Origin of the sequence: Pseudomonas sp. VS40 (genome assembly GCF_018587885.1) — a bacterium.
Classification (GTDB): Bacteria; Pseudomonadota; Gammaproteobacteria; order Pseudomonadales; family Pseudomonadaceae; genus Aquipseudomonas; species Aquipseudomonas pergaminensis.
Map to the genome: position 1 here is coordinate 102,544 of NZ_JAGYWD010000005.1, position 12,551 is coordinate 115,094.

The window sequence follows — 12,551 nt, forward strand, 5'->3', positions numbered from 1 at the left end:
GCCATGACCGCACAGATCCCGATCGCACCCTTGCCAGTGAAAAAGACCCCGGCCTTGCGCCCTTTGAAGTGGGGCGCCGGCCTGTTGCTGGGCGCCGTGGCGGCCTGGTTCTTGTGGCAATGGGCCAATGACATGAGTGGCGTGCGCCGCGAAGCGCCGAAGGTGCCGACGATTATCCCGCTGCCACCACCGCCACCGCCGCCGCCGGAAAAGCCCAAGGAGCCCGAGCCCCAAATCGAAGAAAAAATCCCGGAGCCGGTGCCCAGCCCGGAACCCGAAGAGGTCAAGCCGGCCGAGGAAGCGCCACCGTCGCCTAACGAGGACCTGGCCAACCCGATGCAGATCGACGGCGACGCCCAGTCTGGCACTGACGGTTTCAACATCGGCGCCGGTAAAGGCGGCGGCATGGCCGGCAGTGGTGGCGGCGGGCTGGGAACGGGCACTTACAAGCAGTACCTGGCCGGCACTTATCAACGGCTGATGCGCGAAGACCCTGAGCTGCGCAAGAAGGCGTTCTCGATACAGATAGACCTGTGGCTGGGCGCCGATGGCCAAGTCACCAAAGCGCTGGTGGCCAAGTCCAGCGGCGATGCCGAGACCGATGCGCAGATGCTCGCCTTGATACAGGCACCGCGTGCCACCCAGAAGCCGCCGGCGTCGTTGACGCTGCCCATGCGCCTGTCCCTCAAGGGCCGGCGCCCGGATTGATCGAAACCTCTTATCTACGGTTTTTTACAGGAGTTGCGTACACATGATTTCCCCCGTGAATCGACTGACCCTGGCGGTTGGCATGGTCATCGCGACCCTGGTCGGCCAGGCGGCTGCAGCGCCGGTCGCGCCCTCGGAAAACGTCACGATCAACCTGATCCGCCTGTTGGTGCAGCAAGGCGTGCTGACCCAGGACACCGCCAATGGGCTGATCGCCCAGGCGGAAAAGGAAGCCCAGCAGGCACGCCAGGCGAATGCGGCGCCAGTGGTTGCCGCCGGCCCGACCGCCGCGCCCGGCGATGTGCGCGTGCAGTACGTGCCGCAGGCGGTAAAGGATCAGATTCGCGACCAGGTTAAGGCCGAGGTCATGGCCACCGCCAAGCAGGAAAACTGGGCCCAGCCCAATACTTTCCCAGACTGGGTCTCGCGCATCACCTTTGATGGTGATATCCGCCTGCGGGATGAATCACGCTACTTTTCGGGCAACAACAGCAACGAGATCGTCGACTACGCCAAGCTCAATGAAAGCGGCCCGTACGACACCAACAAAGACACCAACACCAAGCTGCCGCCGCTGCTCAATACCACCAAGGACCGCGAAAACCTGTTCCGCCTGCGTGCGCGCCTGGGCATGAAAGCGGTGCTGTCGCCGGAATGGACCGCCGGTATTCGCGTCGGCACCGGCTCCGACAACAACCCGGTGTCCACCACCCAGACCCTGGGCGGCGGGTTTGGCAAGAAGGACATCTGGCTCGACCAGGGCTACCTGAGCTGGAAGGCCACCCCGGACGTGACCCTCACCGCCGGGCGCTTCGCCAACCCGTTTTATTCCACCGACATGATGTATTCGGGCGACCTGAACTTCGACGGTATCGCCGCCAATTTCAACCATGCCCTGAACAGCGAGTGGGGCCTGTTCGGCACCCTCGGCGCGTTCCCGGTGGAGTACACCTCCGACTCGGCCAGCAGCAACGGCTTCGACAAGGAAGACAGCGAAACCAAGTGGCTGTTTGGCGGGCAGATCGGCGCCAACTGGAAGATCAACCGCGAAAACAGCCTCAAGGGCGCGGTGGCGTACTACCACTTTGACGACATCGAAGGTAAGCGCTCCGGTGCCTGTGAACCCTGGGCCGGGCAGCCCGCCTGCGACAGCGACGGTTCGCGCCTGGCCTTCATGCAAAAGGGCAACAGCGTGTTCCTGCTGCGTGACATCACCCCCAACCCGGCCACGCCTGGCCTGACCCCACAGCCCCAGTTCGTGGGCCTGGCGTCCAAGTTCGATGTGCTCGACCTGAACCTGGCCTGGGATGCCGAGTTGCCCAGCGACTTCAAGCTGCGCACCCAAGGCAACTTCATCCACAACCTGGCCTACGACAAGGGCGAGATGCTCAAGCGCAGCGAGGGCGAGATCGTCAACAACATCAACAGCAAGGGCCAGTTTGAAAGTGGCGGCAATGCGCTGATGGTCTCGTTCACCCTCGGCACTGCGCTGGAGATGCGCAAGCGCGGCGACTGGAACGTGCTGGCTGGCTACAAGTACATCCAGCCCGACGCCTTGCCCGACGGCTTCAACGATTCTTCGTTCCACTTGGGCGGGACCAACGCCAAGGGTTACTTCATTGGCGCCAACTACGGCATCGAAAAGAACATCTACGCCAGTGCGCGCTGGTTGAGCGCCTCCGAAGTGTATGGCGCGCCGTTCGAAGTCGATGTGATGCAACTGGAACTCAACACGCGCTTTTGATGCGCAGGGAGATGCCACATGAACACGCGAATCTGCGGGCTGTTACTGCTGCTGATCACCACCGGCGCGTCGGCCGAGGGCATGGAAGAGCGCCTGCGTACGCAATTGCGCAGCACCACCCTGCAATTGCAGGCGCTGCAAAGCGAGCAGGCCCAGGCCAGCGCGGCGCGCATTGCCGCCGAAAACCAGGCCAAGCAGGCCCAGGCGCAAATCAAGCAGTTGACGGCCGAACTCGCCCAGGCGCGTGGCGTGGCCGAACAAATGGCTGGCCAGCAACAGAGCCTGCACAGCCAGGCACAAGCCCAGGTGGCGGCCAGCAACGAGCAGATCGGCAAGTTCAAGAAGGCCTATGACGAATTGCTGGTGCTGGCCAAGGGCAAAGAGGCCGAGCGCGCCCGCTTGCAGGCGTCCTTGAGCGAACGTGACACACAAGTGCAGCAATGTTCAGTCAAGAATCAACAGATGTACGGCGTGGCCCAGCAGTTGCTCGCGGCCTACGAAAAAATCGACGTGGCCGAGGTGATGAGCATTCGCCAGCCGTTCGCCAGCAGCGCACGGGTGAAGTTCGAGGAACTCGCCCAGGGTTTTGGCGACGATTTGTACAAGAGCCGTTTCGATGCGCCCCAGGCAACCGCCAATCATTGATAGACAGGGAAGAAATCACCATGAGCGAATTGATCACCAGCGTCACCACCCAGAGCCTTACCGAGCTGCTGCAGGAAGCCGGCTACCGGGTCAACCAGACTGAACAAAATGGCATCGTGCAATTGCTCAGCGCCAGCCAGGGCATCGGCTTTGCCGTGCGCTTCGGCAACCCGGCAGCGGAGCAGGGCAACTATGTGGATTTCACTTACAGTTGCGCGCTGCGGGTCCAGGGTGAATTGCCCGAAGGTCTGGCCCAGGTGTGGAACGCATCGCGACGTTTTGCGCGGTTGTCGGTGCAGGGCGAATTCCTGTTGATGGAAATGGACGTGGTGGTAGCGGGCGTGGGCGCTACGCACCTGCGTAGCCAGCTGGAGTTGTGGGACCGCCTGTTGCAGGAATTTATCGTCTACCTGCGTGAGTACAGCCAGCAGGCCGCGCAGTTGCAGGCTGAAACCGAGGCACCGGTATTGTGAAGAAACCAACCCTGATGGTCGGCGCGGGTGCGCTGGCTTTACTGGTGGTGGCGGTGGGCTTGAGCCTGCAACCGGGCAGCGACCCGGTGGCGGCGCAGCAACCGGCACCGGTGATCAGCCCTGTATCGGCTGGGCCGGCGGTGGCCCGCCTGGGCAATCAGCAGATCGACCTGACGGAGCTGAAAACCGTGCTGGCCAGCCTGCCTGCCGAATCCCGTGAGCAATTGCGCGGCAACCGTGGCGCGCTGGAAACCTGGATTCGCTCACGCCTGGCGCAAAAGGCTGTGCTTGAACAAGCCGATGCCCAGGGCTGGCGCCAGCGCCCCGACGTGGAGCAGCAGACCCGTGCGGCCACTGAGCAGATCGTGTTTCGCGACTACATGCTCTCGGTCAGCCAGGTGCCGGCCGATTACCCCAGCGCGGCGGAGTTGCAGCAGGCCTACGACAGCGGCAAGGCCCAGTGGGTAACGCCGCCGTTGTATCGCGTGAGCCAGATTTTCCTGGCGACCAATGACCCGCAAACCGTCGATAACGTGCGCCGCCAGGCCCAGGAACTGAGCCGCCGTGCCCAGGCCGCACCGGGTGATTTCGCCGCCCTGGCCACCCAGTATTCCCAGGACGCCGACTCCGCCACGCGCGGCGGCGACTCGGGCATGCAGCCGTTGCAGCAACTGGTGCCGGAAGTGCGCGGCGCGGTGTCACGTCTCAAGGTCGGCGCCGTGTCGGACGTGGTGCAAAGCGCGGCGGGGTTCCATGTGCTCAAGCTCACCGGCCAGCAACCGGCGCGTACTGCGACCCTCGACGAACTGCGTGAGCGCCTGACCCAGGCCCTGCGTGCCCAGCGTCAGGAGCAGATCGCCAAAGCCTACCTCGAAGGCATGCTCAACACTGCCACCCTGAGCATCGACGGCGCCGAGCTGAACAAGGTGCTGGAGTAACACAGGTCAACCGCATTGGATGCACAGACTGACAAGACAGGGAGTCTCCCATGGCATTTCTAGAACCGTCTGCCCCCCAGGGCCCCTCCGCTTATCGCGCACCCGCCGAGGGCCGTAGCAGTTGGCTGGCCCTGGCCCATGAGATCGACCCGGAGGTGGCGCGCTACTTTCTGGTGAGTGCGCGCTGCGGTTGTTTCATGCAGGCGGCGCGCAGTTTGAATATCAAGGCGACGCTGTTGCGCAAGCGTTTGGCGCAGCTTGAAGAACACGTGCGTCATTCGCTGTTCAGCTATCAAGGCAATGGGCTGGTGCTCAGTCGCGATGGCCAGCAGTTGCAGGCGCAGCTGATTGCCCTGGCCCAGGAGCGACGCTTGCCGGTGACGGAGCAGCCGTTGATTCGGCTGGCGGTGGCTGAGCCGATCTTGCATGACATTCTTGGGCGCGACCTGATCGCCTTGCTGCGCCGCAATGCCAGTGTGCGTCTGGAGATCATCTCGATCGACAGCCAGCTGTCATTGCAGGCGGTGGATGTGGACGTGGTGCTGTGGCTGTCGGACGCGGAAGGGCCTGTGCCTGGTCCGAGCTTTGCCACTGAGCCGCCGAGGGCCTTGGCGCGTTTGCAGTATTTGCCGCATATCGCCAAGCGGTATTCGCGGTTGACGACACGGCCGGACAGTGTGGAGGACCTTGACGACTACATGTTGGTGCAGTGGCAGCCTGATGCGCAGGTGGCGGCTTTGCAGGCGTGGAACCAGGTGGTGCAGCAACGCTTGGCGGCGGTGGTGCAGGTGCATGCTTATTCGCTGATGCTGGAGATGATTCGTTGTGGAGCGTGCATTGGGTTGCTGCCGCATTACATGAGCAGTTTTGACCGGGGGCTGGTGGCGTTGCCGGGGTTGTTGGATGAGTGTATGCAGCGGCAGGTGTGGTTGGCGGTGAATGCGCGGGTGGGGGAGGGTGAGGCGGTGCGGGGGGTTGTGGAGTTGATTGTGGGGGCGTTTGAGGGGAGGCGGGAGTGGTTTGAGTGATGGTTGATTGGGTACATATCCGTTGTTTGGGGGCTGGCCGCCAATGGTTCCGCTCTTACAGCGGGTCAATTTTGAAAAGAGCCCAAAAGTAACCAAAAGGCTCTTGCCCCAACACTCGGCACCTCGCTTAGGCTCGGTGTGCCCGTAATCCGACAGGTATTTGGGGGGCCGCCTCAGATCAAGATCAAGAGCGACTCGCTTCGCATCGTAGATACGCTTTTTGTTCTCCGTGGAGCCGGCTTGCCGGCGAAAAAACTGTCGGGCGCCCATCGCCGACAGGCCGGTGGCTACACGGGGTTGCGTAGCGCGCCGCGGAAGGTGGCGCTCAGTGCGCGTAGTGTTTCCTTGGAGCGACCATCGGTGATGCGGCTGTGGAGGACGACTTCGCTCACGGGCAAGGCGGGCAACCCGTATTGCTCACTCACTTCCACCGCACCTGCCGGCGCAACGCGATGGGCGAGGGCGGCGACGCCCAATCCGGCGCTGACGGCGGCGCCCACGGCCATGACACCGCCGCCAACGAACATTTCGGTCCAGTCGATGCGTGCCTCATCCAGTGCGCGTGTGGCCAAGTGGCGAACGCCGCAGGGCGCGGCCATGGTGGCCATGCGCAGCGGCGTGCCGGGGGTGTGTTGCCAGGTGGGGGCGGCGAACCAGCCGAAGCGTTCCACCGCCAGGACTTCACCGTCTCGGCGGTCGCCTTCGTTGCGCACGATGATCGCGTCCAGCTCATTGCGATCAAAGGCGGCGACCAGGTCGCGGGAGGAAGCGATGCGCACTTCGAGGATCACTAAAGGGTCATAGGCGGCCAGGCGGCTGAGCCAGGTCGGCAGGTCGGGGCCGGCCACGTGGTCACTGATGCCGATCACCAAGCGTCGCAATGCGTGGCTGCCCATATCGGCCAAGGCGCGTTCATGGGCATTGAGCAGGGCGCGGGCGGCGACAATGAATTGTTCGCCCTGGGGCGAGAGCCGCACATGCCGGGGCGTGCGTTCAAGCAGGCGATAGCCGACGCGTTCTTCCAGGCGTTTGAGCTTGAGGCTGATCGCCGCCTGCGAGGTGTCGAGGGCTTCGGCAGCGCGGGTGAAACTGGCGAAATCGGCCACCAGTACGAAAGCCTGGACAGTGTCGATATCCAGCGGTTTGAGCACGTCAGCCATATTGAATCCTTATCGCACCTATATCCGCTGATATCTTGTTGAAATCATCGCCGCTACGCAAGCTGAACCCTCATCTTGCACAGGAGTTCTCGTATGTTTGCCAAACAATATTCTCACCGCTTGCCTGCTGACTACGACATGGGCGTGATCCGCCGGCGCGCCGCGCAATTGGGGCCGCTCTGGGACGACACCGAAGGGTTGCTGTTCAAGGCGTTTATCGCCCGGGAGAGCGGGGGCAATGTGTATGCGTCGGTGTACCTGTGGGCCGATCCGTTGCAGGCCGCTGACTTTTTACTTGGCGAACGTTTTCAGAAGGTGCTCGACAGCTTTGGACGGCCGCATATCGAGAGCTGGTTGCCGCTGGATGTGCAACGTGGCCCGGCGCAAGGCGCGTTGAGTTTGTATCGCGAGGAGTGGCCGCTGGCGCCGGAGGCAGACAGGGCGGCGGTGTTGGCCGAGGAGAAACAGCGCAATCAACAACTGGCCGACCGCGGCGACACTTTTGCAGTGTTGCTGGCGCTGGATGTGCAAGCGTGGCGGCTGGTGCGTATTACTGTGTCGGCCAAGGCACTGGATACAGAGCGCCAAGGTAACGGCTATCACGTGCTCTATCTGGCACAGGGCGTTGCGTCCCTGCGCTAACTGCGCCAGTCTTGAAGCTCTTTCTTTTTGGTCTCAAGCACTCTGCGATGCACACCACTCGTTTGACGCTCATCTGCCACGCCGTCACGCCCCTGCAAAAACAGGGGCGTTTTCCCGATGACGAGGCCGTGGTGATGGACTGGCAAGGCAAGGCGTTGTCGCTGGCTGATCGGTACAAGAAAACCCGGCGACTCGTGTGTGGGCCTGAGGCCAGGGCACGGCAGACGGCAGGCCTGTTCGGCGATGACGGGGTGATCGAGATCGCGTTGCGCGATGGTGATTTCGGGCAGTGGAAGGGCCAGGACATCGGCCAGTTGGAGAGTGACGAGTTGAACACTTGGCTCACTGACTTTACTTGCGCGCCCCATGGTGGCGAGTCGGTGGAGCAGATCTGCCTGCGGGTGGGGGAGTGGATGAAAACCCTCGAATCACAGCCCGGCCATGTCGTGGCTATTACCCATCCGTTTGTGATCCGCGCCGCGATGTGGCACGCCATGCACTTCCCGCTGTCGATGTTCTACCGGATCGATGTCGAACCGCTGTCCGCCACTGAGTTGCGTTTCAACAACCTCTGGCGCTTGCGCCTGGAAACTCACGCCTAGCCCCATGAACATGGCAAAATCCACGCCCCGCAATGAGAGCAATCCATGAAACGCATCCTGATCATCGGCATTGGCGCCGGCAACCCTGACTACATCACGATGCAGGCCGTGAAGGCGCTCAACCGCACCGACGTGTTTTTCCTGATGGACAAGGGCCAGAGCAAAGACAAGTTGATCGACCTGCGCCGCGAGATCTGCGAGACCTACATCACCGAGCCTGGCTACCGCTTCGTCGAGGCCGAGTGCCCCGAGCGGGTGCGTGGCGACATCGATTACACCACTGCCGTACAGGACCTGAACCGCGACAAGCAACTGACCTTCGAGCGCATGATCAACGAGGAAATGGCTGACGGTGAAGTGGGCGCTTTCCTGGCATGGGGCGACCCTGCGCTGTACGACAGCACCATTCGTATCTTGCAGGCGATCCTGGCCAGTGGCCGCTGCTCCTTTGAGTTTGAGGTGATCCCCGGAATCACCAGCGTGCAGGCCCTGGCTGCCCAGCACAAAGTGCCGCTGAACCGCATCGGCAAGTCGGTCGAGATCACCACCGGGCGCCGCCTGGCGGCAGGGCAGGCCAGCGATGCCGACACCCTGGTGGTGATGCTGGACGCCGAAGACTCCTACCGCACCGTGGCGGATCAGGGCCTGGATATCTACTGGGGCGCCTACTTGGGCACCCCGGACGAGATCCTTATCAGCGGCAAAGTGAGTGAGGTGGCTGAACAAATCGAGCAGGTGCGCAAGGCGGCGCGCCTGGAGAATGGCTGGATCATGGACACTTATCTGCTTCGCAAACCCTGAGGTAACGTCCCATGCTCAAAATGTTTGCCCTGGCGCTGACCCTGGTGGCCGGCGTCGCCCATGCCGACGATACGCTGCACACCGATTTACCGCTGTCGTACCTGGAACAAACCCAGGGCGACGCGCGCAACCAGCCGCTGGTGATTTTCCTGCACGGGTTTGGCAGCAATGAAGAAGACCTGTTCGGCATCAAGGATGCGCTGCCGTCGACGTGGACGTACCTGTCGGCCCGTGCGCCGATGCCGGTGGACCCGCACGGCTATCGTTGGTTTACCAAGACCCCCGGTGACGGCGACTACGATGGCGAGACCGCCGACCTGCAACGCAGTGCCAAGCTGATCGAAGACTTCATCGGCAAAGCCACCGCCAAGTACCACACTCAACCTGACCGAGTGTTCCTGGTGGGGTTCAGCCAGGGCGCGATCATGTCCTATGAGGTGGGCTTGCGCCGGCCCGAGTTGCTGCGTGGGATTGCGGCGTTGAGTGGCAGCGTGTTGCCGGTGCTCAAGGCTGAACTGAAGCCGGATGCGTCATTGGGCAAATTGGCGATTTTTATTGGCCATGGCACCTTGGACCAGGCACTGCCCTATGTGTCGGGGACGCGGGCGAATGAGGTGTTGACGGGGTTGGGGTTGAAGCCGGAGTTTCACGGGTATCCGGGGATGAACCACACCATCAGCGAAACAGAAGTGCAGGACCTGAAAGCCTGGCTGGAAAAAAGCCTGAACTGAACGCGGTCAAAATAGGTGGGAGCTGGCTAGCCTGCGATAGCGATTGATCAGTCGACAACCCTATTGACTGATGCACCGCTATCGCAGGCAAGCCAGCTCCCACATTAGAGTTGAGTTGCTTGGGAGATCAGGTTATTTCCCGCCGGTAATCTGCTTCACCAACGCCGCGTGCCCCTTCGCATCATCCGCCCGCGAGATCGCCTGGATCACCAGCAGGTGGTTGCCCGAACCGCCCAGGAACGTGGAGTTCAGCGTCTTGCCGCCGCCTTGGGTGGCGGTGCTGTCCACCTGGCGCAGGCCCAAGCCCTTGAAGGTCAGTTTCTTCTCGCCCTGTTTCTTGAAGTCAGGCAGCGCTGCGCTCTGGTCCTTGACGAAGCCGGCCACGGCGCCATCGAGGAATGTCGCGTCGTTATCGCCGATGGTTAACCCATCGTTGCGCACGGTTTCGGCGACGATCACCACACTTTTCGTGGTCTGGTTGGCGTACATCGTGCCTTGGGTATCGGCAGTGCCATCTTCGGCCTTGCCGGCTGGCAGGGTGTCGGCGGTATAGGCCTTGGGCAGGTTGAAGGTGAACTTGCCGCCCAAGGTGGAGATGGTTTGCGTGGACGGCTTGGATGCGGCGAATACACTGCCGGCGGTCAGCGCGAGGGCCAGCAGGACGGCGGTCTTGGTGAAAGTGGCCATGAAGCGCTCCAGGGATGAACGAAATTGCGGCGTATTCTGTCAGAAATTTCGCAAAATCGTTCACCTGCAGCCTCACACCTTGTCGGACTCTTCCTCAAGTCGATCCATCTCAAACAGCCGCGCCAGTTCTGCCCGCGCTTCCTGGGCGGTTTGCATCACCTTCGCCGCGTCGTCGTATACCGCGTGCTGCGCAGCCAGCACTTGCAGGTCGTGGTTCTTGAAACGAGTGATGCGTGCATCGGCCTGGGCCTGGCTCAAACCCAGGCCCACCAGGGTGCGGCGGCTCATTTCCAGGCTGGAATAGAACGTCTCGCGAATCGGCGAGGCGTCCAGGTCCACCAGGCGGTGCACGTGCTGGCGGTTACGTGCGCGGGCGATGATTTTCATGTGCGGGTAGAGGTTGCGCACCAGCTCGGCGGTCTTGATGTTGATCTCCGGGTCGTCCATGGCGATCACGAAGAACTCCGCCTGGTCGACTTTGGCCGCGTGCAGTATCTCGGGGCGTTGCGGGTCGCCGTAGAACACCGGCATGCCGCCGAAGCTGCGGGTCAGTTCGATGGTTTCCACCGACGTGTCCAAGGCGATAAACGAGATGTTCTGCGCACGCAGGATCCGCGCGACGATCTGGCCCATACGGCCCATGCCGGCGATGACCACGCGCGGGGCGTCGCTTTCAATCGTGCGGTATTCCTCCGGCACTTCCACCGGCTTGACCTTGGGCTTGAACAGCTTCGGGCACACCAGCAGCAATAACGGTGTCACCGCCATGGACAGGGTGATAGTCAGCACCAGGATGTCGTAAAGGTGTGGTTCGAACAGGCCCTGGTCGCGGCCGATCTTGAACACCACGAAGGCGAACTCACCGCCCGCCGCCAGCACCACGCCCAGGCGCAGGGCGCTTTCGCGATTGAGATCACCGACCATGCGGCCCACGGCATACAGCAGCGGCAGTTTCAGGCCGATCAGCAGCAGCGTCAGGCCGATCACCACCAGCGGCGAGCTGATCAGCAGGCTGAGGTTGGCGCCCATGCCCACGCTGATAAAGAACAGGCCCAGTAGCAGGCCCTTGAACGGTTCGATCTGGGATTCCAGTTCGTGGCGGTACTCCGAGTCCGCCAGCAGCAGGCCCGCCAGGAAGGCGCCGAGGGCCATGGACACGCCGACCAGCTCCATCAACCACGCCGTACCGATCACCACCAGCAGCGCGGTGGCGGTAGAGACTTCGCGCAGGCCGGTCTTGGCAACGATGCGAAACACCGGGCGCAACAGGTAGCGTCCGCCGATGATCACCACCGCGATGCTGCCGAGAATCTGCAACACATGCTGCAAGCCTTGGGCTTCGGTGGTCGGGTGATCGCTGCCGGCCAGCAGTGGCACCATGGCGATCAGTGGGATCGCGGCGATGTCCTGAAACAGCAGGATGGCAAACGCCAGGCGGCCGTGGGGTTGGTTCAGCTCCTTGCGCTCGGCCAGGCTTTGCAGGCCAAACGCGGTGGACGACAGCGCCAGGCCCAGACCGAGCACGATCGCACTGTTCCACGACTGGCCAAACAGCCACAGCGCCACCATGCCCATCACCAGGCCCGTCAGCAGCACCTGCGCCAGACCGACGCCGAACACCGCCTTGCGCATCACCCACAACCGCTTGGGTGACAGTTCGAGGCCGATGATGAATAACAGCAACACCACGCCCAGTTCGGAGAACTGCGCGACGCTCTGCGGGTTGCCGATCAGGCCCAGCACCGACGGGCCGATGATCACACCGGCGAACAGATAGCCCAGCACCGCGCCCAATTGCAGGCGCTTGGCCAGGGGTACGGTCAGTACGGCGGCGAGCAGGAACACCACCGCTGCTTGTAACAGGTTGCCTTCATGGGGCATTGCGAACTCCAGGATCTCTAAAACCAATCAATAGGGGTGTATTAGAGCGCTTTTTACATTTCGAAAATTGTGTTTTTGAGCGGGATGGGAAGAGACTCAGGTAAAACGCTTTTTGACAGGTTGAATTTTTTATTCCTTTGGTGGAATGTTTTGTGAGGTCGAATTCTGGTTGGGAGGGCCGTCACCATGGCTAAGAAATTCGCTGAACTGCAAGCGCGCATGACGCCGCAATCCCGTGCCGAAGCCAAGCTGTTGTTTCAGCAGCATCTGCAGAAAATGCCACTGCATGAGCTGCGCAAAGCCCAGCAGTTAAGCCAGGCGAGCCTGGCTGAAGCACTGAACATCAACCAGGCGGCCGTCTCCAAGATGGAGCGGCGTACCGACATGTACATCAGCACGTTGCGCGACTATATCCGCGCGATGGGCGGCGAGTTGGAGATTATTGCCACGTTTCCCGATGGTCAGGTCAAGATCGACAATTTCGCCTGCTGAAAGCAGTTGCAGCTATCCA

At 62.0% G+C, this 12,551-nt stretch carries 14 protein-coding genes; 11 read left to right on the plus strand and 3 right to left on the minus strand.

Translation table 11 applies throughout. The features are described 5' to 3' along the window. Nucleotides 1-3: 3 nt before the first annotated feature. The 6 genes from KHP07_RS16360 to KHP07_RS16385 are packed head-to-tail and all read left to right on the plus strand — an operon-like array spanning nucleotide 4 to nucleotide 5,536. Complete coding sequence (locus KHP07_RS16360) at nucleotides 4-708, plus strand: energy transducer TonB family protein (protein ID WP_214497518.1); 705 nt, start codon at nucleotides 4-6, stop codon at nucleotides 706-708. 43 nt (nucleotides 709-751) lie between these two features. Beyond that, nucleotides 752-2,452, plus strand: coding sequence for a putative porin (locus KHP07_RS16365; RefSeq protein WP_214497519.1), 1,701 nt, complete (start codon nucleotides 752-754; stop codon nucleotides 2,450-2,452). Nucleotides 2,453-2,470: 18 nt separating this feature from the next. Further along, nucleotides 2,471-3,097, plus strand: a complete 627-nt coding sequence (locus KHP07_RS16370; protein WP_214497520.1) for a DNA repair protein — start codon at nucleotides 2,471-2,473, stop codon at nucleotides 3,095-3,097. Nucleotides 3,098-3,117: 20 nt separating this feature from the next. Next, nucleotides 3,118-3,570 (plus strand): YbjN domain-containing protein, encoded by a 453-nt coding sequence (locus tag KHP07_RS16375; protein WP_177409460.1) that lies wholly within the window; start codon nucleotides 3,118-3,120, stop codon nucleotides 3,568-3,570. Then, a complete protein-coding gene (locus KHP07_RS16380; RefSeq protein ID WP_078047902.1) occupies nucleotides 3,567-4,508 on the plus strand; it encodes a peptidylprolyl isomerase in 942 nt (313 codons plus the stop codon). The genes KHP07_RS16375 and KHP07_RS16380 overlap by 4 nt, the downstream gene beginning before the upstream one ends. A 50-nt stretch (nucleotides 4,509-4,558) precedes the next feature. Next, nucleotides 4,559-5,536 (plus strand): LysR family transcriptional regulator, encoded by a 978-nt coding sequence (locus tag KHP07_RS16385; protein WP_099492495.1) that lies wholly within the window; start codon nucleotides 4,559-4,561, stop codon nucleotides 5,534-5,536. 287 nt (nucleotides 5,537-5,823) lie between these two features. Here KHP07_RS16385 and KHP07_RS16390 read toward each other — a convergent pair whose 3' ends face one another. Continuing rightward, nucleotides 5,824-6,696: a LysR family transcriptional regulator gene (locus KHP07_RS16390; RefSeq protein WP_214497521.1), complete on the minus strand. Its 873-nt coding sequence runs from the start codon at nucleotides 6,694-6,696 to the stop codon at nucleotides 5,824-5,826. Between the two features lie 93 nt (nucleotides 6,697-6,789). Between KHP07_RS16390 and KHP07_RS16395 the strand changes: the two genes are divergently transcribed. From KHP07_RS16395 to KHP07_RS16410, 4 genes are read left to right on the plus strand one after another with little or no spacing between them, the layout of a single operon-like run. After that, entirely contained in the window at nucleotides 6,790-7,338 is a 549-nt protein-coding gene (locus KHP07_RS16395) for a DUF4865 family protein (protein ID WP_078047905.1), read from the plus strand. A 47-nt stretch (nucleotides 7,339-7,385) separates the two neighbouring features. Continuing rightward, complete coding sequence (locus KHP07_RS16400; protein WP_214497522.1) at nucleotides 7,386-7,940, plus strand: histidine phosphatase family protein; 555 nt, start codon at nucleotides 7,386-7,388, stop codon at nucleotides 7,938-7,940. 45 nt (nucleotides 7,941-7,985) lie between these two features. Then, a complete protein-coding gene (gene cobF, locus KHP07_RS16405; protein ID WP_099492491.1) occupies nucleotides 7,986-8,741 on the plus strand; it encodes a precorrin-6A synthase (deacetylating) in 756 nt (251 codons plus the stop codon). Nucleotides 8,742-8,752: 11 nt separating this feature from the next. Then, a complete protein-coding gene (locus KHP07_RS16410; protein WP_099492490.1) occupies nucleotides 8,753-9,472 on the plus strand; it encodes an alpha/beta hydrolase in 720 nt (239 codons plus the stop codon). Between the two features lie 132 nt (nucleotides 9,473-9,604). On the opposite strand, the gene KHP07_RS16415 is transcribed toward KHP07_RS16410, so the two are convergent. Together KHP07_RS16415 and KHP07_RS16420 are read right to left on the minus strand one after the other, a co-directional pair. Further along, a complete protein-coding gene (locus KHP07_RS16415; RefSeq protein ID WP_214497523.1) occupies nucleotides 9,605-10,159 on the minus strand; it encodes a DcrB/PsbP domain-containing protein in 555 nt (184 codons plus the stop codon). Between the two features lie 72 nt (nucleotides 10,160-10,231). Continuing rightward, a complete protein-coding gene (locus KHP07_RS16420; protein WP_214497524.1) occupies nucleotides 10,232-12,040 on the minus strand; it encodes a monovalent cation:proton antiporter-2 (CPA2) family protein in 1,809 nt (602 codons plus the stop codon). A 186-nt stretch (nucleotides 12,041-12,226) separates the two neighbouring features. Here KHP07_RS16420 and KHP07_RS16425 point away from each other — a divergent pair, with 186 nt between their 5' ends. Then, complete coding sequence (locus tag KHP07_RS16425) at nucleotides 12,227-12,532, plus strand: XRE family transcriptional regulator (protein WP_214497525.1); 306 nt, start codon at nucleotides 12,227-12,229, stop codon at nucleotides 12,530-12,532. Nucleotides 12,533-12,551: the final 19 nt, after the last annotated feature.